The organism is Pleomorphomonas sp. JP5 (assembly GCF_023721815.1).
Classification (GTDB): domain Bacteria; phylum Pseudomonadota; class Alphaproteobacteria; order Rhizobiales; family Pleomorphomonadaceae; genus Pleomorphomonas.
Genome location: NZ_JAMDLI010000001.1, coordinates 127,436 through 147,219, shown reverse-complemented (window position 1 = coordinate 147,219; position 19,784 = coordinate 127,436). Strand labels below are relative to the sequence as shown.

The window sequence follows — 19,784 nt, the reverse complement described above, 5'->3', positions numbered from 1 at the left end:
CCGCCAGGACCGACCGATCCGTCGAGGCTACTACCTCATCTCTTCGGGCGCATTGACGCCGAGAACCTCAAGGCCCGAAGCAAGAACGTTCCGGACTGCCCTGACCAAAGCCAAGCGCGCGTGGGTCAACAGTGGTTCATCAGGGTTAACAAAACGCAAACTTACATTATCCTTGCCGGCGTTCCAGTGCCCATGAAAGTCGCTAGCCAACTCATACAGATAAAAAGCGACGCGATGTGGCTCATGCGTATCTGCGGCGGCATCGATAATGCGAGGAAACTCTGCCAGCTTCCGGATCAGCGTGAGCTCGCTCGGATCGGCCAGCAGGTGGAGCGGCGCTACTGAGTCGTCCGCCGCGGCAACATCGGGCGCCACTTCGCGGGCCTGCCGCAGGATCGAATGGCAGCGGGCATGGGCATACTGGACATAGAAGACCGGGTTGTCCTTGCTCTGTTCCTTCACCTTCACGAAGTCGAAGTCGAGCGGCGCGTCGTTCTTGCGCATCAACATCATGAAGCGCACGGCATCGCTTCCGACTTCCTCGACGACATCAGCGAGCGTGACGAAATCGCCGGAGCGCTTGCTCATCTTCACCGGCTCGCCGCCGCGATAGAGCTTCACAAGCTGACACAGTCGGACGATCACCTCGATGGTCCCGCCGGAGATGGCGCTTCCCACCGCTTCGAGGCGCTTCACGTAACCACCGTGATCGGCACCCAGAATGAAGATCATCTGTTTGAAGCCTCGCTGGTACTTCGAGCGCATGTAGGCGACGTCGGCGGCGAAGTAGGTGTAGCTGCCATCCGACTTGACGAGCGGGCGATCAACGTCGTCGCCAGCGGCCGAGGAGCGGAAGAGCACCTGTTCACGATCTTCCCAGTCCTCGGGCAACTGTCCCTTGGGGGGAGGCAAGCGACCATCGTAAACCAGATCCCGCTGGCGGAACTCGTCGATCATCTCGGCAATCTCGGAGGACTTGTTCTCACGGGGATCGTGCAGCGTCTTCTCGGAAAAGAACAGATCATGCCGAACGCCCAGCAAGGCCAGATCGGATCGGATCATGTCCATCATCATGTCAACGGCGAGCTTCTTGACGATGGGAAGCCACTCGCTCTCCGGCATCGCCAGGAGACGATTGGCCCAAGTCGTCTTGAGCGCCTCGCCAACCGGCTTGAGATAGTCGCCGGGATAGAGCCCTTCTGGAATCTCGATCGCCTCTCCAAGCGCCTCGCGATAGCGCAGGAAGGCTGACCGGGCCAGAACATCGATCTGACCGCCAGCATCGTTGATATAGTATTCTTTGGTCACGTCGAATCCGGCCTTGGCCAGCAGCCTGGCGAGCGCGTCGCCAACCACGGCGCCGCGGCAGTGGCCGACATGCATGGGTCCGGTCGGATTGGCCGAAACGTATTCTACATTGACCTTGAGGCCCTTGCCGAGACGGGTACCGCCGACATCCAGCCCCTGGGAGAGCGAGGTCTTCAGAAATCCGGTCCAGAAAGCAGGCGACAGACGCAGATTGATAAACCCAGGCCCCGCCACCTCGACCGCCTCGACGTCCGCATCGCTCCGCAGAACGACGGCGATCTCCTCGGCAAGGTCCCGCGGCTTCCGGTTCAGAGGCTTTGCCAGAAGCATGGCGGCGTTGGTGGCGACATCGCCGTGGCTCGCATCGCGCGGCGGCTCGACGGAGACGCGAGACAGGGCGTCGGCCGGAACGTCAAGCGGCAAGGAAGCGATGGCCGAGCGAATGCGCTCGCCGAACACCTGGAAGATATTCATCGGGTACCTCGTGGGAGCCGGAATTCCGGCCAATCGGCGAGCGGCCTAGCGCAATTCCGGCGTATCGTCAAACCAGCGGCGATGCTCCTGGATGGCGAAGCGGTCGGTCATGCCGGCAATATAGTCACCCACCCGCCGGGCGAGAACCACATCGTCTCCTGCATTGAGATCGTTTCGCCACTCCTTGGGCATGAAATCGGGGTGGGCCACATAGGTGTTGAACAGATCCCTGACCACGCGATCGGCGTCGCCTCGGACACGCATGACTTCGGGATGCCTGTACATGCGGGGAAAGAGGAACCCCTTGATGGCGGTGTCTATGGCGGCCATTTCCTCGGAAAAAGTCACGATGGTACGGCCGGCCTGCCGAATGTCGTCGGATGAGTGGGGACGGAGCTCCGCGAGTCGCTTAACTGACGCGACGATGACGTCCTCCACCATCGCGGTGATCAACCGACGCGTGATCTCATGGATGGTACGGTGCCTATCAAGCCCCGGATACTTCGTCCCGATCGCCTCAAGGAAGCCACCGATCAGCGGCAGCGGCCGGAGATCATCAAGAGAGAACAGTCCGGCACGCAGCCCGTCGTCGATGTCGTGCGCATCATAGGCGATATCGTCGGCAATCGCCGCGCACTGCGCCTCGGCGCTGGCATATGTGTCAAGCTTGAGCGAGTAGAGATCCGGATAGGCGAGGAGCGCCACCGGCAGTCCTCGTCCTGCGTGACGACCAATCGCCTTGCCGTCCTTGTCGGTCAGCGGGCCGTTGTGCTTGACGAGCCCCTCCAGCGTTTCCCACGAAAGGTTGAGACCGTCGAACTCGGCATAGGAGTGCTCGAGCTCGGTGACGGCCCGGAAAGACTGGGCGTTGTGGTCGAAGCCTCCGAAGTCGACAAGACAGGCGTCAAGCGCGTCCTCGCCGGTATGCCCAAAGGGCGTATGCCCAACATCGTGAGCCAGGGCCAGCGCTTCAGCCAGATCCTCGTTGAGTCTGAGGGCGCGGGCGAGCGCGCGGGCGATCTGGGCAACCTCCAGCGTGTGAGTAAGGCGGGTTCTGTAGTGATCACCCTCGTGGAAGACGAACACCTGCGTCTTGTGCTTCAGCCGCCGAAACGTCGTCGAGTGGATGATGCGGTCACGATCACGCTGGAAAGGGGTTCGTGTCGGACTCGCTGGCTCTGGATAGCGCCGCCCTCGACTCTCCTCGGGCTGGGTTGCAAAAGGCGCCAGCGGCTCCGTACCAAACCCCAGACTTACCACTATTGCCTCCCGAAGCGCTACCGGTCCTTGCGAATCCGCATGACGGGCTCTCGCAGCCGTCATTTGACATTGCCATCCGCTGCCTTACGTATGTCAGCAGGGTTCACACTTTCAAGTCATTCGAGACTCTAGGGACCGCCATGGAAGCTCTCGCCGCCAATATCAGCATGACCGCCAGCGCCGCGCGCCGGATCTCCAAGGTACTCGAAAAGCAGCCAGGCAAGACCGCGTTGCGAATCTCGGTCGAAGGTGGCGGCTGTTCGGGCTTTTCCTATCGCTTCGACCTGGTGGACGGCCGGAACGACGACGATATCGCCATCACCCGCGACGGAGCGACGGTACTGATCGACGCCGTGTCGTTGCCATTCATGGACGGCTCGGAGATCGACTTCGTCGACGACCTGATGGGGCAGGCGTTCAAGATCAACAATCCGAACGCCACCTCAAGCTGCGGCTGCGGGACTTCGTTCGCCGTCTGATCCGGTCCCTAGTGGAGCGAATTTGACCGAGACATTTGCTCCGAGGCTTGTGTCACGCGGACGCAAATGTCTCCGTCGAACCACTAGATCGTCAACAGCGTCGAGCCCACGGTTTCGCGCGCCTCCATCGCCCGGTGACAGGCGACGGTATCGGCCAATGCAAACTTCTGTCCGATATTTATCCTCACGACGTCATTGCGGATTTGCTCGAACAGATCCTCAGCGCAGGCGTCGAGAGCGCCACGCGTCGCGGTATAGTGGCCGAGGGTCGGCCGCGTGACGTAGAGCGAGCCCTTCTGCGAGAGAATGCCGAGTCCGAACTCCGATACCGGCCCGGAGGAGTTGCCAAAGGAAACGAACAATCCGCGCGGCTTGAGACAATCGAGCGAAGCGGGAAACGTATCCTTGCCGACCGAATCGTAGACCACATCGCACATGGCGCCACCGGTGATATCGGCCACGCGGGCAACGAAATCCTCCGTGCGATAATTAATGACGTGGGTGTAGCCGCAGGCTCTGGCTATGTCCGCCTTTTCCGCCGAGCCGACGGTGGCGATGGAGGTTGCGCCGATCGCCTTCAGCCATTGGCCGGCGATCTGGCCTACACCACCGGCGCCGGCGTGAAACAGCACCGTGTGGTCGCGGGTCACCTCGAAGGTCTGGCGCAGCAGATACTGGACCGTCATGCCTTTAAGGAGGCTCGCCGCCACCGTGAACCCATCGATGTCGTCGGGAACGCGAACGAGCTTCTGCGCCGAGATGACACGCGCCTCGCTATAGGCGCCAACCGATCCGGCATAAGCAACGCGATCACCGGGGCGGAACTGGACGACGCCCTCCCCCACCTTCTCGACGATTCCGACGGCCTCGGCACCCGGAATGAATGGCAGGCCACCGGGCGCGGGATATAGGCCCTTGCGGTAGTAGGTGTCGATGAAGTTGACGCCGATCGCCGTGTGCTTCAGACGCACTTCCCCCGGCCCGGGAGCCCCAACCTCGACATCCTCGAAAGACATCACCTCGGGGCCGCCCGTCTCGCGGATGACAATCGCCTTCACCATGGCCTGCACTCCCGAAAGCATTGAAACTAAGTCGCGGAAGCGTTGGTACCACCAATGGCAGCGGGCTCGCCAATCATCTTTTGTTGGCCAGCAGAATCGCTTGCCGGAGGATCGGCTTCGCGAGCGAACACGCCGGACATTGCCACGAACGGCAGCATCAGCAGAAAGGCGGCCGTCAGGCCGAAATGCTCGGCGACGAAACCGACTCCGGGCGGAGCCAACAGGAATATGGCAGTAATGATCATCGACATCGCCGCGACATTGCGCGCCGCATCGCCTGGCTTGTCGCCGGCCGCGGCGACGCCGATGGGCATCACAAGAGATACGCCGACGCCCATCAAAGCCAGCGACAGGCCGGAAATGGCAACGTGCGGCGAAAAGATAAAGCCAAGGAGTCCTATCGCCGTCGTGGTTGCGCAAACGCGAACGATGCTCGACGCGCGATAGCGCGCCCGGAACCAGTCGCCGACCACCCGGCCGACGAACATGGTGAGCGGGAATGTCCCATAGGCGACCGAGGTCCAGAAGGGGCTGGGCTGCAGTTGCTCGCGAAGGAACAAGGTCCCCCAATCGTAGACCGCGCCTTCGGCCAAGGTGACGCCGGTCGCCATGACGCAAAGCCCGATCAGGCCGACACTCGGCAAGGTGAACATTGGCGGCTTGGCGGCATCGACCGGACGAACGACACGCTCGTACATGGTGCCGGGCAGAAGAAACGCGATGCCGACGCAAGCGAGAACGCCCGAGGCCGCCATCGTCGCAAGATGCCAGAAGAGCGGCACGCCAAACTGCCCGAACAGACCGGCCGACAGAGCGCCGGCGACGAAACCGAGGCTCCAGTAACCATGGCATTGCGCCATATACTTGCCGCCAGTTGTCACCTCGAGACGCTGGACGCCGGCATTGCCGCCGATCTCGAACAGTGTGTTGCCGGCACCCGCGAAGAACAACACCACGGCCAGCAGCATCCAGTGACCGACAAGGCCGATGCCGAACAACATCGTGGCCGCCAGCGCGAGCCCCCAGACCGAGACACGAGCAGCAGCGAAACGATCCATCAACGGCCCGGCGATCATAGCCGTAACCAGCGCGCCGACCGGCCCAAGAAAAAGCGCAAGCCCCATCGTCGCCTTGTCAACTCCGAGATGAGCAAGGAGATCCGGCATACGTGTCAGCCAGTTGGCCATAAGGAAGGACGAGCCGAAGTAAAGGGTACCGATGCGCAGGGCGGTAAACACGGGTCTCACCGATCGAATGGGAATGTGGCGGATCAACTTGCTTTTCCGCCGAGAGACTCAAACCAATAAAACGATTCAAACAACACCGGCAATCTCTATCGGCGAGACTTGGGCGACTCCTCCGGCGAAGACACAGCCGCCGTGCCATCTTGGACACACTCGAAGACACCCGCGACGCGGAAGGCTTCGGAAAAACGCCCCGCCCTCGGTTGCCATGTCGGTTCCGGTCGAGTATGTGAAAGCCCGTTCGCGCCGTCCCCGTTGAGGGATATACTCGGCGTCAGGTGGCTATGGTCGCCGAGATCAAGGTGGGAGCGCGTAGCTCAGTTGGTAGAGCACGTGACTTTTAATCATGGGGTCGAGGGTTCGAGTCCCTCCGCGCTCACCAATTTTCTCCTGTCTGGTCCTGCCTAGCGAGTTGACGTCAGGATCGGTTAGCTCCGATGACTTGGGTTAAGTACGACAAAGGCCCCGGCAAGATGCCGGAGCCTTCGTGAAACTCTCTTGCTCGGTTGCAGGCTTTTCAGCCGGGTGCCCTGAGCTTGTCAGCTAGAAGTCGTACGTGTGGCGAACGGTTATCCGCCGACGTTCCTTGCGCAGGAGGAAGCAGCTTGAGGCGCATCCTTCGCTCCAGGCCCTCGGCACCGGATGGCGGCACCGGATGAACGGACACTTGACGGCGTCCTGTGACAAATCGCTCATGATCCCTTCTCGCGTTGGTGGGCAGGTTCGTTGGCAGCAGCTATACCATACTACTTTAGTATTAGTCACCCTTGGAGCGATCACGAAGTCGCGTCCACCCTCAGGCGAGCGAGCGGAAGTTGCCGGTTCGGTAAACGTCAGGTTTTCCTCTTTGCGACTTTGGTCTATGAAAGAGGGCACCAATCTTCGACTTGAGGGGCCGTCATGACAGTCTCCATCGATTCCGCCCTTGATCATGCTGGCATCGGCCCGTTTCAGCGCCGCCTCCTCGGAATCTTCGGCCTCGTCTGGGCGGCGGACGCCATGCAGGTGCTGGCGGTCGGCTTCACGGCTCCCTCCATCGCCGCCAGTTTTGGCCTCACGATTCGCGAGGCGTTGCAAACCGGAACTCTGTTCTTCTTCGGCATGATGATTGGAGCGGCATTGTTCGGCAAGCTTGCCGACCGTGTCGGTCGCCGACGGGTGTTGCTGGTCACCGTCGCCTGCGACGGCATTTTTGGCCTTGCCTCGGTTTTTGCGCCGAGTTTTGAGCTGCTGCTTGTTGCCCGATTTCTCACGGGCGCTGCCGTTGGCGGCACCCTGCCGGTCGATTACGCCATGATGGCCGAGTTCCTGCCGTCGGACCGGCGTGGGCGCTGGCTGGTGATGCTGGAGGCCTTCTGGGCGATTGGCACGGTCGTTGTGGCGCTTGCCGCCTGGGCAGCGGCCTCGGCCGGCCTGCCGGATGCCTGGCGCGCTATTTTCCTCGTTACGGCCATACCGGCGCTGGTCGGCTTCTGGCTGCGCCTGATGGTCCCCGAGTCACCGCTCTACCTTCTGCGCAAGGGGCGCAACGAAGAAGCACGCGCCGTCATCGACCGCGTCTTGACGACCAACGGCAAAGCGCCGCTCTCCGAACCACTCGCGGCCAGCGAGACATCCGAGGCCGTCAGCCTCCTGTCACCGGCATTGAAGGCACGAACGCTTCTGATGCTGGCGATCTGGTTCCTGGTGTCGCTCAGCTATTACGGCGTCTTCACGTGGATGCCGGCCCGCCTGGCCGGTGAGGGCTTCGGCTTCATTCGCGGCTACGGCTTCCTCGTCATCGTGGCGCTGGCTCAGATTCCCGGCTATGCGCTGGCCGCCTGGGGCGTCGAGCGCGCGGGCCGAAAGCCGACCTTGATCGCCTTTCTGCTGCTATCGGCAGCCGGTTGCGCACTGTTCGTCATCGCCGGAAACGCGACGCTGGTGGTGACGGCCATCCTGCTGATGAGTTTCTCGCTTCTGGGTACATGGGGCGCGCTCTACGCCTACACGCCGGAACTCTATCCGACGGCGGCGCGCGCGAGCGGCATGGGCGCCGCCGGTGCCATGGCCAGGCTGGGCGGCCTGTTGGCACCCTCGCTTCTGTCGTTGCTCGTCGCCCGAAGCTTTGGAGCCGCCGTGGCGCTGTTTGCCATATTGCTGGTTCTTGCCGCCGTGGCCGCTTCGCGCATCGACGCCGAAACGCGGCAACAGGCCCTGGACTGAGCCCTCTTCAACACGCCATTCCCGACGTTCTCCCAGACTGCAACCTCGTTGGATATCCAACGGTTTTGCGGAGATCTATCGTCAACTTTCCCTTCGGATTCTCAATTTCCGTCACTTTCGATCAAAATCTAGGGGTTCATGCGAGGTTGTGAGCGTGTCGGCCAGCCAATAGCTTTCAATTTGGTTCAGTTCTCGGGCGGCTTTCCCGTACCGGAACGAGTGTCAAAGCGCCGGCCAACCGATGTCTCCCGTCGCTATCGTCGGTTGGACGGCAGAAAAGCGGCCTCAGGAGGAACAGAGCATGTCCCACCGCATGATTCTCAACGAGACATCCTATTTCGGCGCCGGCGCTCGCGCCGAACTGATCGGCGAGGTGCAGCGTCGCGGTTACAAGAAGGCGCTGGTGGTCACCGACGCGGTGCTGGTGAAGGCCGGCACGGTGGCAAAGGTGACCGGCCTGATGGACGCGGCCGGCCTCGCCTACGAGCTGTTCGACAAGGTGATGCCCAACCCGACGATCGGCATCGTCAAGGAAGGCGTCGCCGCTTTCGCCAAGGCCAAGGCCGACTATCTCGTCGCCATCGGCGGCGGCTCGCCTCAGGATACCGCCAAGGCGATCGGCATCATCACCAACAATCCCGAGTTCTCCGACGTACGCAGCCTTGAAGGCGTCGCCCCCACCAAGAAGCCGTCGGTGCCGATCATCGCGCTGGCCACCACCGCCGGCACCGCCGCCGAGGTGACCATCAACTACGTCATCACCGACGAGGAGAAGCGCCGCAAGTTCGTCTGCGTCGACCCGCACGACATTCCCGCTGTCGCCATCATCGACAGCGAGCTGATGGCCAGCATGCCGACGCCGCTCAAGGCCGCCACCGGCATGGACGCGCTGACGCACGCCATCGAAGGCTACATCACCAAGGGTGCCTGGGAGCTGTCCGACGCGCTGCACATCAAGGCGATCGAGATCATCGGTCGGTCGCTGCGCGCCTCCTGCGCGGGCGATGCCAAGGGCGTTGAGGACATGGCGCTCGGCCAGTATGTGGCCGGCATGGGCTTCTCCAACGTCGGTCTCGGTCTGGTGCACGGCATGGCCCACCCGCTCGGCGCCTTCTACAACACGCCGCATGGCGTCGCCAACGCGGTGCTGCTGCCGACGCTGATGGCCTACAACGCCGACTACACGGGTGAGAAGTACCGTGCGATCGCCGCCGCCCTCGGCGTCAAGGGCACGGAGGCCATGCCGATCGCCGAGGCGCGCAAGGCAGCGGTGGCGGCGGTGGAGACGCTTTCGAAGGATGTCGGCATTCCCGCCAAGCTCTCGGAAGTGGGCGTCAAGGCCGAGGACATTCCGGCGCTTGCCCAGGCGGCCTTCGCCGACGTCTGCACCGGCGGCAATCCGCGCGATACCAACGTGGCGGAGATCGAGGCGCTCTACAGGTCGATCCTCTGATAGAGGCGGTCTTTTTGAAGCAAATTGCGGCGCCCTCCGGGGCGCCGTTTGCTTTTCCAGTGATGAAGTTTGCGGCGCGACAACGAGAGCAACCGGTCCCGGGGATAACGTTCGGTCTACAAGCAATGGAGAGCCGCCGATGTCCCTTGATACGCTTACGCCCGTCAGCACACTCGACGTACGCCGCCTGCCCTGCGAGCTGCGTCGCGCCACCATCATCGAGAGTTTCGACGCCCTCGAGCCGGGGCAATCGATGGAGATCGTCAACAACTTCGATCCGGTGCCGCTACGCCAGCACTTCCAAGAACGCACCCTTGTCGGTTTCGGCTGGGACTATCTGGAACAAGGCCCGGAGATCTGGCGCATCCGATTGACCCGGAGATAAGCCATGAAGTCGGAGATCCTCGCCGCCCTCGCGACCGTCGACGACCCTGAACTCGGCATCGATATCGTCTCCCTCGGCCTCGTCCGTCGTCTCGAGTTCGGCGAGGGGGCCATCAAGATAGAACTGATGATGACGACGCCAACCTGCCCGCTTGGCGGCCTGATCGGAGAACATGCCCGCGCCGCCGTGGAACGTGCCGTCGGAACCGGCTGGACCGTCAACGTCACCATAGACAAGGCTGCCGTATGGTCGACGGAGCTCGCCGACCCGGCGGTCCGGTCCCGCTTCGAGCGCCAGCCGTCACGGTTCGAGGCGGCGGTGTCGAAGTTTGCCGCCGGCCTGTTCGGGCGCTGAGAACCAAACTGTCCAACAGCCCCCCTCTTCCCAGGTAATCTGCGGAGTCCCTCATGAAACTCACCCCGTTTCTCCGCATCGCCCTTGCTGTGGCGGCAGCAGCATCGCTGATCGCCGGTCTCACCGGCGGGCTCGCCCGACTGGGCGTGGTCACCCCGGTCGGTGATACGGCGGACATGCATGGGGCAATCATGGCCTCCGGCTTCTTCGGTACCCTGATCTCGCTCGAGCGGGCGGTTGCCGATGGGCGCCACGCGGCACTTTTGGTCCCCGCCATATCTGCGGCCGGGGCCGTTTTGCTGCTGTCGGGCTATGCCGAGGCGACCGCCCCGCTGTTTCTCGTCGCCGGCCTGGGATTGACGCTGCTGACAGGCTTGGCCACATGGAGACTGCCAACATTGTTCACCGGATTGATGACAGCCGCCGCAGCGCTATGGCCCCTCGGAACCCTGTTCTGGATGCTCGGCCGTTCGCTGCCGGAAGTTGGCTATGTCTGGCTCGGCTTCCTCATCCTGACCGTTGTCGCCGAGAGGATCGAACTGTCGCGACTGCTCCGGCCGACGCTGGCCGCCCGCGTCCTGTTGGTTCTGCTCGTCGCGCTGTTCGCCTTGGCGCTGGGACTGGGGCAGCCTTGGAACGGCTCGACGCTTCTCTCCCTGGCGCTTGCCGGTATCGCGCTTTGGCTGCTCAGGGAAGACATCGCGCTCCGCACGGTTCGAACCAAGGGGTTCGCCCGCTTCTCCGCCTTGCTATTGATTTGCGGCTACGGGTGGCTGATCGTCGCCGCCGCGAGCCTGACCCTGCTGCCGCCGGGTGAGGCTCTTTACGGTCACGACGCCGCCATCCACGCCATAGCCGTGGGTTTCATCCTGTCGATGGTGTTCGCCCACGCGCCGATCATCCTGCCGGCGGTCACTGGGGCCCCGGTTCGCTATGTGCCCGTTCTGTATCTGCCGGCGGTGCTGCTACAACTGGCGATCGGCGCCCGCATCGTCTTCGACGCCATCGAGGCCACTGAGAGGCTGTATTTCCCGGCGTGGCTGACCATCGCAGCCATTGTGGCTTACGTCGCACTGCTACTGGGCACCATGGCGGTGCGCCCAAAGGCGATCCCAGCCCAAGAGGCTGCACACGCGCTCAGCCAGCCTTGAGCCAGTCGTCCACCATCCGGTCGTGCAAGGTGGAAGACGCGCGATAGGCGCGACACCGATTGCGTCCAACGTTCTTTGCCTCGGTGAGCGCAGCGTCGGCGGCAACTATCAGAGATCCGATATCGGCGCCCACATCGGCGACCGCCGCCACGCCAACACTGGTGGTCAGCGGCACATGCTCGCCGCTCTCGGTCAGGAGCCTCAGTTCCTCAGTCCGCCGGCACAGATACTCGGCAATCGACAGACCGACATCGAGCCGGATCGATGGCATGAACAGAGCGAACTCCTCGTCGCCAACCCGGGCGACGATGTCGGGCGGACGGACCCCACGATGAAGGACCTGGGCGAACGCCTTCAGCGCGCGGTCGCCCTCGTCCCGGCCGAAACGGTCGTTGACGAAGCGGAAGTGATCTAGATCGAACAGCATCAACACACCGCGCTCGGTGCCGCCCTGCAGCAATGCTTCGGCGGTTCGGAAGAAGGCCGCTCGATTGGGCAGGCTTGTCAGCGCATCAATGTCAGCCGATTTCCGGTGGAACCGAGCCTCCCGCTGCGCGAGCAAGGTCAGCATGGCCACGACGAGGAACAGCGTGAATAGCAACGCCTCAAACACGCCAGCGATAAACAGAGGCGACTGGTCGAACGCCGCGCCAAAACCGAAATCGGGCGCGATCACCAACAGCGGCACTCGAAGCGCGTAAAGAATCCCATGGGCTGCGAACAGCACGGCGGTTGGCAAGCGGGCAGGCAGCGGCTCGATACGACGGCGTTGCAGAAGTTTCCAGGCGATCGCCAGCGAGTAAATGGCCATCACCAGCGCGGCCAAAGCCCCATGCAGGGCCGGCTCTTCGCGAAGAAAGGGAACGGCAACGAACGGAAGCCAGGCGGCCGCGCCGATGATCGCCTTCCAGACAGCAGGCCTGCAACCTTCGAACAGTTGGAAGCCAAGCCAGATCAGGCCATAGGCAAAAGCCAGCATGGCGTTGCCGAACAACACCGACGTCCAGTCCGGCACGACGGGACGCACGATGTAGAAGGCGCAGGCGATAGCCCCGAACCAAAGGGAAGCTGCCCAGACGGCCAGCGCATAGGTCCGCCGTTCCGTCAACCATATAAAGCCGAACGTCGTACCGGCGGTCACACCGCCCAGCACGCCGATCAACAACAGGGTTGAAACGCTGATCAAATCGGCCATGACGACCTCCACGCCACTGAACCGCGGGGCCACCTCTCCCAGGAGCCATATTTCAATACGAAATTGTGTCCGAAAGATGCGCAACTCGACGCGTGGAGCCAGGATAACCCGCCTCCGCGACAGGTTTAGTGCCGCCTCTTTCCCTTGAGCGACGTCAAAGACGGATAGCGCCCCTTGGCCACCGGCGTGGGTGGCGGTGGCGGTGGCGTCGGCTTGAGTCTCAACTTCTGCGGTTCAAGCGGCGCGAGCGTCTTTGGCGCCCCGGATTTGGCGTCTTCGACCATGCGGACGAGCTTGAGCAGAATGGCCGCCGTCCCCCGGAGACGTTGCTCTGCCTCCGGCCAGTCGCGCGCCAGAACGATCTTCTGATCCGGCCGAATCTTGGCAAGCGATCCCTGCTCCCCGATGTACTGGACCAGGGCGGCCGGATTTTCGAACTTTCCGTCGCGGAACGACAGCACAAGCCCCTTCGGGCCGGCGTCGATCTTCTCGATGTTGGCCTTGCGGCAAAGACTCTTGATGGTGATGGTCTTCAGAAGGTGCTCGACCTCCTCCGGCAGTGGACCGAAGCGATCGATCAACTCTGCACCGAAGGCATCGATCGAGCCGCCGTCCTCCAACTCGGCAAGGCGGCGATAGAGGCCGAGGCGAAGCTGCAGGTCCGGCACGTAATGGTCGGGAATCATCACCGGCGTACCCAGCGTGATCTGGGGCGACCATTGATCTTCGACGACCTCATCGACGATGCCCGCCTTGAGCTGGGCAACAGCCTCTTCCAGCATCTGCTGATAAAGCTCGTAGCCAACCTCTCGGATATGGCCGGACTGCTCCTCGCCAAGGAGATTGCCGGCGCCACGCAAATCGAGATCATGGCTCGCCAGCTGGAAGCCGGCGCCCAGCGTGTCGAGCGACTGAAGCACCTTGAGACGACGTTCGGCCACCGAGTTGACGCGGTTCTCCGGAGGCGTCGTGAAGATGGCATAGGCGCGCGTCTTGGAGCGGCCAACGCGCCCCTTGAGCTGGTAGAGTTGGGCCAGACCGAACATGTCGGCGCGGTGGATGATCAGCGTATTGGCGGTGGGAATGTCGAGGCCGGACTCGACAATCGTCGTGGAGAGCAGGACGTCATACTGGCCTTCATAGAAGGCGTTCATGATGTCCTCGAGCTGCGTTGCGGCCATCTGACCGTGCGCGACGGCAACCTTCACTTCCGGCACGTGCCTTTCCAGGAACTCGCGCTGACTGGCGAGATCGGCGACACGCGGGCAGACGTAGAACACCTGCCCTCCCCGGTACTTCTCTCGGAGGATGGCTTCACGAACGATCAGCGGATCGAAGGGGGTGACGAAGGTACGGACGGCGAGACGATCAACCGGGGGCGTCGCGATCAGCGACAGCTCGCGGACGCCGGTCAGTGCCAGTTGCAACGTCCTGGGAATGGGGGTGGCGCTGAGCGTCAGCACGTGAACGTCGGATTTCAGCTCCTTGAGCCGCTCCTTGTGCTTGACGCCAAAATGCTGCTCCTCGTCGATGATGAGCAGGCCGAGATCCTTGAACTCGATCCCCTTGGCGAGCAGCGCGTGCGTACCGACCACGACGTCCACCGTTCCGTCGGCGAGCCCGGCCTTGGTGGCTGTGAGCTCCTTTGCGGGAACCAGACGCGAGGCCTGCCGCACATTGATCGGCAAGCCCTTGAAACGCTCATGGAACGTCCGAAAATGCTGGCGCGACAGAAGCGTCGTCGGAACGACGACGGCCACCTGCTTGCCACTCATGGCGGCGAGGAAAGCGGCGCGGAGGGCCACCTCCGTCTTGCCAAACCCGACGTCTCCACAGACGAGGCGATCCATCGGTCGCCCCGACGAGAGATCCCCGGCAACGGCCTCGATGGAGTTGAGCTGGTCCTCGGTCTCGTCATAGGGGAAGCGGGCCGCGAAGTCGTCGTAGAGACCTTCAGGCGGCGACAGCACGGGCGCGGTCTTGAGCAACCGGGCAGCCGCCGTCTTGATCAGTTCGTCGGCGATCTCTCGGATACGCTTCTTCAGGCGCGCCTTGCGCGCCTGCCAGGCGCCGCCACCAAGCCTGTCGAGCTGAGCGTCCGCATCATCCGAACCATATCGGCTGAGAAGCTCGATGTTCTCGACCGGCAGGAACAGCTTGTCGCCGCCGGCATAGACGATCTCCAGGCAGTCGTGCGGAGCGCCCGCCGCCTCGATGGTCTTGAGCCCGACGAAGCGCCCGATGCCGTGATCGACGTGCACGACCAGATCGCCCTCGGCAAGGCTGGTCGCCTCCTTTATGAAGTTCTCGGCCTTCTTGCGGCTCTTGGCGCCACGCACCAACCGGTCGCCCAGAACATCCTGCTCGGCGATCACCACGAAGTCCGGCACTTCGAAACCGGTCTCGATGCCGAGGATGGCAAGCGGCAACACGCCTGAGGGCGCCTTCAGCGCCGCATCAAGATGGGGCGCGAGTTCGGTAGCCTGGCCGCCGTGATCGCGGATCACCTGGGCGAGGCGATCGCGCGACCCTTCCGACCAGCAGGCAAGGATCACCCGGCGCTTCTCCGCTCCAAGCGCAGCAAGATGCTTCACCAGCGCGTCGAAGATATTGACATCGCCAGCCGCCCGCTCGGCGGCGAAGGAGCGGCCAGTCTTTCCGCCGAAGTCCACCACCTTGACCGATGATTGTTCGAGGCGGTTGAACGGTGTCAGGCGGGCAACGGTGTGCCGCGCGAGAATCCCCTGCAACTCGGTCTCGGCGAGATAGAGCGTGGTTGGCGACATCGGCTTGTAGGGCGCGCCTGAACCACCCGTCTTCAGCGTGTCGAGTCGAGCCTCATAATGATCGACGATGGCGGTCAAGCGCTCGTTGATGGCCTCATCCACCAAGGGATCGACCATGACCGGAGCATCGCCGGTGTAGTCGAACAGCGTGCCTAGCCGCTCGTGGAACAGTGGCAGCCAATGCTCGATGCCGGCATAGCGCCGCCCCTCGCTGACCGCCTCGTACATCGGATCGCCCGACGTGGCCGCGCCGAAGGCGGCGACATAGCCTTGCCGGAACCGCTTGATCGAGGCGGGGGTGATCTGTACCTCGCTCATAGGCACGAGATCGAGGCGTTTCAGCTGCCCGGTGGAGCGCTGGCTCTCCGGGTCGAAGGTTCGGATGGACTCGAGCTGGTCGCCGAAGAAATCCAGACGCACCGGCGCTTCGGTTCCCGGCGCAAAAAGATCGAGAATGCCGCCGCGCACGGCATACTCGCCCGTGTCGCGCACCGTCGACGAACGCGAGAAACCGGCATCCTCCAGCCAGGCCGTGAGCTTGCCCATGTCCGCAATGTTGCCGGGCGCCAACGTCATGACCTGCCCCGACACCATGGACGGCGGCACCACGCGCTGCACCAGCGCGTTGACGGTGGTAAGCAGCACAAAGGGCCTGACGTCACCGGCATGTGCAGCCAGTTCCGACAGTGTCGTCATGCGCCGTGCCACGACGGCCGGCGTCGGCGACACACGATCGTAGGGAAGGCAATCCCAGCCGGGGAACTCCAACACGCCGACTTCCGGGGCGAAGAAGGTCAGGGCCCGCTGGAGCTGCTGCAGCCGCTGGCCATCGCGGGCAACGTAGACCGCGTCGAGGCCCTTCCGCTTCTCCGAGCGGACCAACTCGGCGAGCGCGAGTGCTTCGGCGCCATCTGGAACAGCGGCAACCGTGACGGCGGTGAAGTCTGACAGCAGGCTGGACCAGGGCGTGGGCATGGCAGGGGGTATCGGCTCAGGGGGAGGAAACGTGATCTTCTAAAGCATCCAGGGACAAAAGGAAACCCCGGAGCAGAACAATAAACCAATACAAACCAATAAGTTAGCATTTCAAGGACTGAATGCGGCGTCAAGCAACCATCCAGGAACACCCAACCGGGGCCTCGCGACGACATGTTGGTGTGGGCTGCGTTCACGCATTCTTTAGCAAACCAGGTGCTTCCCCCTACCCCTTCGGTAATTTGCTTAAGGAAGAGCCTATATAAAGCTCCAGGGCTCGCCCTTCTCCCGGTCTGCGATCTTTCGTTGGCCGATGCCGAAAAGGATCCCGTCTTGAGCACGCTTCTTTATGTTCCGTCCTTGCTGATCGCGGCTGCTGTGACCGTTGCCTGCGTCTCCGCTAGCCACCTTCTGATCTGGCGGGGTGCACGCGACGAAGTCAGCGTTCTAGTCTGGGGGGCAGCCTACGGCCTCTGCACGCTTGCCATGATACTGGTCGGCCTACGGGGCGATATCCCGGCCTTTCTGTCCATTGTCGTCAGCAACACCCTGCTGTTGGTGGCGGTGGGCCTCTTCTGGCTCGGCTATCGGCGGTTCATCGGAAAGATAGGTCGCCATGACCTTCTCCTGGCCTTGCTCGGAGGGATCGTCTGGCTCGCCTTTGCCTGCAACAGGCAGTTCTTTGCCGATATCAACGCCAGGATTCACGTGGTTTCGGCCATTCAGTCCATTTACCTGCTCGTCGTTGCGATCGATCTCATCGACCACAAGCGGAAGGAGGCCTTGCCGGCGCTGTCGCTTACGGTGGCGGCCATCGCTGTTCAGCAGGCTTTGTTGATCGTCAGGACTGTCCATTTGCTAATCGCTCCGCTCGATCCGGACGCGACCACCCTTCCCTCGGGCACGCCGCTTGCGGTGACTCTGATCGGATCGATCGGCTTCGTCGTGTTCCTAGGCCTCGTGCAACTCGCGCTGGTGGGGCAACGTTCGGAAAGACGATATCGCATCGCAGCCGAAACAGACGGATTGACGGGGCTCGCCAATCGTCGACGGTTCCTGCGCAAGGTTTTGTCGCACCTGAACGGCAATCCCGATCGCGGCACGCTTGTTTTGTTCGATCTCGATTACTTCAAGCGCGTCAACGATACTCACGGCCACCTCACCGGCGATCGAGCTCTTGTCGAGTTCGCCGGCATTCTGGCCGGGGCAACGCCAGAAGGGGCCGTCGTCGCGCGAATTGGAGGCGAGGAGTTTGCCCTGTTCCTGCCCGATAGCGATGCCACAACGGCAGCAGTCCTGGCAGAAGGCATCCGCCAGCTCACCCAGGCCTTCGAACTCGGTACTGCCAGTGGCAGCCTTCGAATAACCGTCAGCGTCGGAATCGCCGATATCGCAGAGGCCGGAACCGACTACGAGATGCTGCACGGAGCGGCCGACGTCGCACTCTACCAGGCCAAGCGCGAAGGCCGTGACCGTGTTGCCGTCTATCGCTGGGAGCCGCCGCAAAAACCGATCGCGGCACAAGGCCACGTCGGTCTCGATCAGCTCGCTTCCGCCACGGCCTGAGTTGGTTCAACCGGCAATCGGATGTGCTTGGGCGAAGGCCAGCACCTTGGCGAGCACCGTCTTCGGGGCACTATCGGGTACCGACGTCTTGCCTAGAATCCAGCCAAAGAGTTCACGGTCATCGATTTCCAGAAGCGCCTCGAACTCATCGAGCTCTTCTTCCGACAGATCGCCGATCGCGGCGTCGGCAAAGCGGCCAAGCAAGAGGTCCAGCTCGCGCGTACCGCGATGCCAGGCATGATAGAGGATTTTCCGGCGTCGGGGCGAAAGATCTTCGGACGTTCGGCTGAGCCCGGACATCGGCATTTCTCCAGGAATCAATGAGGAAGTCGGCTCGCAGGGCGCATCCTCATATTCGCGACTGTTAGCCGATTTCTCGTGTGAAAGTAAACGATCGACGGTTGTCCACCATATCCGCGACTGCCGAAGGCTGTTATAGAGATCGGCCTTTTTCCGGTACTGCTTGGCCTTTCTCGTCATGAAATCCGCTTCTTCCGGCCGCTGGTCCGAGCTTTTCGCGCCAGCCTACCTTGCCGCCTCGCTGACACTGATGCTCGCCGCGGCCATCTTCGCATTCAACGCGTTCCTGGTCTCGACTGCGATGCCGACCGCCGTGGGCGAGTTGCATGGCGAGGCCTATCTGTCGTGGACGCTCACCGTCTACATCGTCGCCTCGATTACCGCTGGCGCTTCGGCTCCGCTCCTCAAGGCCCGTTTCGGCGCCCGGCGCTGCCTGTTTGTAGCAAGCGGCGTGTTCAGCCTTGGCACCCTCGCCGCCGCCCTTTCCCCAAGCATGGAGCTGGTGCTGGTCGGTCGCGCCGTGCAAGGCGCCGGCGAAGGCCTGGTCGCCGCCGTCGCCTTTGCATTGATTCCGCAGCTCTTTCCGTCACGGCTGGTCGCAAAACTGTTTGGCGCCGAGGCGATCGTTTGGGCCGCGGCCGCCTTCGGCGGCCCTGTTCTGGCCGGCATTATTACGGAGTTCGTCAGCTGGCGGGCGGCTTTCCTGGTCAACCTTCCGATCGTCGCCGTGTTTCTGGCGCTCGTCCACGTGGCGGTTCCGCGGGATGTGCGCGATCACGATGCCGGTGCTTTCCCGGGCCTCAGGCTCGGACTTGTCGCGCTCGGCATGATGGCGATCTCGGTTGCCGCCGTCGTGTTGGAAGAGCCGTGGCAGGCCGCCCTCGTGGTAGCAGGGGCCGCTCTCTGTCTGACCGTCGCCGTGCGCATCGACCTTTCCGCTCGGGTTTCGATCCTGCCGCGCGGTGCTTTCGGCTTTTCCAGTGTGCCGGGAGTCGGCCTCTGGACGGTCTTTCTCCTGCCGCTCGCCCAGTCGGTCACCGGCGTGTTCCTGGTCTATGCCGTGCAGCATCTCTGGGGGTATGGTCCGGCCATAGCCGGTGGTATCGGCGCCATTCTGGCTGTCGCCTGGAGTACCGGAGCCGTGATCGTCGCCAACTACGATGGCATGGGAAAGCGCCTCGCTTTCGTCTCCATCGGTGCGTCGGTCGTGACGGCCGGACTGCTCATCGGCCTTGCCTCCATGACCCAGCTTCTCTTGTCTCTGGTCATGCTCGGCCAACTTGTGACCGGCCTTGGCATGGGAGTGGCGTGGGGCAGCCTCTGCCAGGTCGTCATGGAAACCCATCCTGAGGGCGAACGGGACAAGGCGTCCGCATTGTTGCCCACCCTGCAGTCAGCCGGCTACGCGGCCGGCTCGGCGGTGTTCGGCCTTGTCGGCAATCTCGCGGGCTTTGCAACCGACCCTTCGCCGGAGGGACTCCGGTTCGCCATGGTGGTGGCTTTTGCCGCAGCGGTTCTCCTGGCGCTGCCACCACTCGCCCTGACGCTCCGGATGGGCAGGCTTCATCGCGCCGCCCCCTCCGCGTAA

15 protein-coding genes and 1 tRNA gene are annotated in these 19,784 nt (G+C 62.8%); 9 read left to right on the top strand and 7 right to left on the bottom strand.

Annotated features, from left to right (window positions below; all coding sequences use genetic code 11):
* Positions 1-30 precede the first annotated feature (30 nt).
* Complete coding sequence (argS, locus tag M4J40_RS00655) at positions 31-1,782, bottom strand: arginine--tRNA ligase (RefSeq protein WP_251751269.1); 1,752 nt, start codon at positions 1,780-1,782, stop codon at positions 31-33.
* A gap of 45 nt (positions 1,783-1,827) precedes the next feature.
* Entirely contained in the window at positions 1,828-3,045 is a 1,218-nt protein-coding gene (locus tag M4J40_RS00650; protein WP_251751638.1) for a deoxyguanosinetriphosphate triphosphohydrolase, read from the bottom strand.
* A gap of 137 nt (positions 3,046-3,182) precedes the next feature.
* Between M4J40_RS00650 and erpA the strand changes: the two genes are divergently transcribed.
* Positions 3,183-3,521, top strand: coding sequence for an iron-sulfur cluster insertion protein ErpA (gene erpA / locus M4J40_RS00645; protein WP_251751268.1), 339 nt, complete (start codon positions 3,183-3,185; stop codon positions 3,519-3,521).
* A gap of 83 nt (positions 3,522-3,604) precedes the next feature.
* Here the strand turns inward: erpA and M4J40_RS00640 are convergent, their stop codons facing one another.
* Positions 3,605-4,582 (bottom strand): quinone oxidoreductase, encoded by a 978-nt coding sequence (locus tag M4J40_RS00640; protein ID WP_251751266.1) that lies wholly within the window; start codon positions 4,580-4,582, stop codon positions 3,605-3,607.
* 26 nt (positions 4,583-4,608) lie between these two features.
* A complete protein-coding gene (locus tag M4J40_RS00635) occupies positions 4,609-5,820 on the bottom strand; it encodes an MFS transporter (RefSeq protein WP_251751264.1) in 1,212 nt (403 codons plus the stop codon).
* 312 nt (positions 5,821-6,132) lie between these two features.
* On the opposite strand from M4J40_RS00635, the gene M4J40_RS00630 reads away from it, so the two are divergent.
* The 6 genes from M4J40_RS00630 to M4J40_RS00605 all read left to right on the top strand — a co-directional run bounded on the left by M4J40_RS00630 (position 6,133) and on the right by M4J40_RS00605 (position 11,374).
* A tRNA-Lys gene (locus M4J40_RS00630) sits at positions 6,133-6,208 on the top strand.
* 518 nt (positions 6,209-6,726) lie between these two features.
* Entirely contained in the window at positions 6,727-8,031 is a 1,305-nt protein-coding gene (locus M4J40_RS00625; RefSeq protein ID WP_251751262.1) for an MFS transporter, read from the top strand.
* 301 nt (positions 8,032-8,332) lie between these two features.
* Positions 8,333-9,484, top strand: coding sequence for a lactaldehyde reductase (gene fucO, locus M4J40_RS00620; RefSeq protein WP_251751261.1), 1,152 nt, complete (start codon positions 8,333-8,335; stop codon positions 9,482-9,484).
* Between the two features lie 139 nt (positions 9,485-9,623).
* Positions 9,624-9,869, top strand: coding sequence for a DUF2249 domain-containing protein (locus M4J40_RS00615; protein ID WP_251751259.1), 246 nt, complete (start codon positions 9,624-9,626; stop codon positions 9,867-9,869).
* A 3-nt stretch (positions 9,870-9,872) separates the two neighbouring features.
* The gene (locus tag M4J40_RS00610) at positions 9,873-10,223 is read left to right on the top strand and encodes a metal-sulfur cluster assembly factor (RefSeq protein ID WP_251751257.1); all 351 of its coding nucleotides are present in this window, start codon (positions 9,873-9,875) and stop codon (positions 10,221-10,223) included.
* A gap of 53 nt (positions 10,224-10,276) precedes the next feature.
* Positions 10,277-11,374, top strand: a complete 1,098-nt coding sequence (locus tag M4J40_RS00605; protein ID WP_251751256.1) for a hypothetical protein — start codon at positions 10,277-10,279, stop codon at positions 11,372-11,374.
* On the opposite strand, the gene M4J40_RS00600 is transcribed toward M4J40_RS00605, so the two are convergent.
* Complete coding sequence (locus M4J40_RS00600) at positions 11,361-12,569, bottom strand: GGDEF domain-containing protein (RefSeq protein WP_251751255.1); 1,209 nt, start codon at positions 12,567-12,569, stop codon at positions 11,361-11,363. The genes M4J40_RS00605 and M4J40_RS00600 overlap by 14 nt on opposite strands.
* A 125-nt stretch (positions 12,570-12,694) precedes the next feature.
* Entirely contained in the window at positions 12,695-16,330 is a 3,636-nt protein-coding gene (mfd, locus tag M4J40_RS00595; RefSeq protein WP_251751253.1) for a transcription-repair coupling factor, read from the bottom strand.
* Between the two features lie 174 nt (positions 16,331-16,504).
* Here mfd and M4J40_RS00590 point away from each other — a divergent pair, with 174 nt between their 5' ends.
* Positions 16,505-17,896 (top strand): GGDEF domain-containing protein, encoded by a 1,392-nt coding sequence (locus M4J40_RS00590; protein WP_251751252.1) that lies wholly within the window; start codon positions 16,505-16,507, stop codon positions 17,894-17,896.
* A 6-nt stretch (positions 17,897-17,902) separates the two neighbouring features.
* On the opposite strand, the gene M4J40_RS00585 is transcribed toward M4J40_RS00590, so the two are convergent.
* Positions 17,903-18,196: a succinate dehydrogenase assembly factor 2 gene (locus M4J40_RS00585; protein WP_251751636.1), complete on the bottom strand. Its 294-nt coding sequence runs from the start codon at positions 18,194-18,196 to the stop codon at positions 17,903-17,905.
* Between the two features lie 178 nt (positions 18,197-18,374).
* On the opposite strand from M4J40_RS00585, the gene M4J40_RS00580 reads away from it, so the two are divergent.
* Positions 18,375-19,784 (top strand): MFS transporter, encoded by a 1,410-nt coding sequence (locus tag M4J40_RS00580; protein ID WP_251751250.1) that lies wholly within the window; start codon positions 18,375-18,377, stop codon positions 19,782-19,784.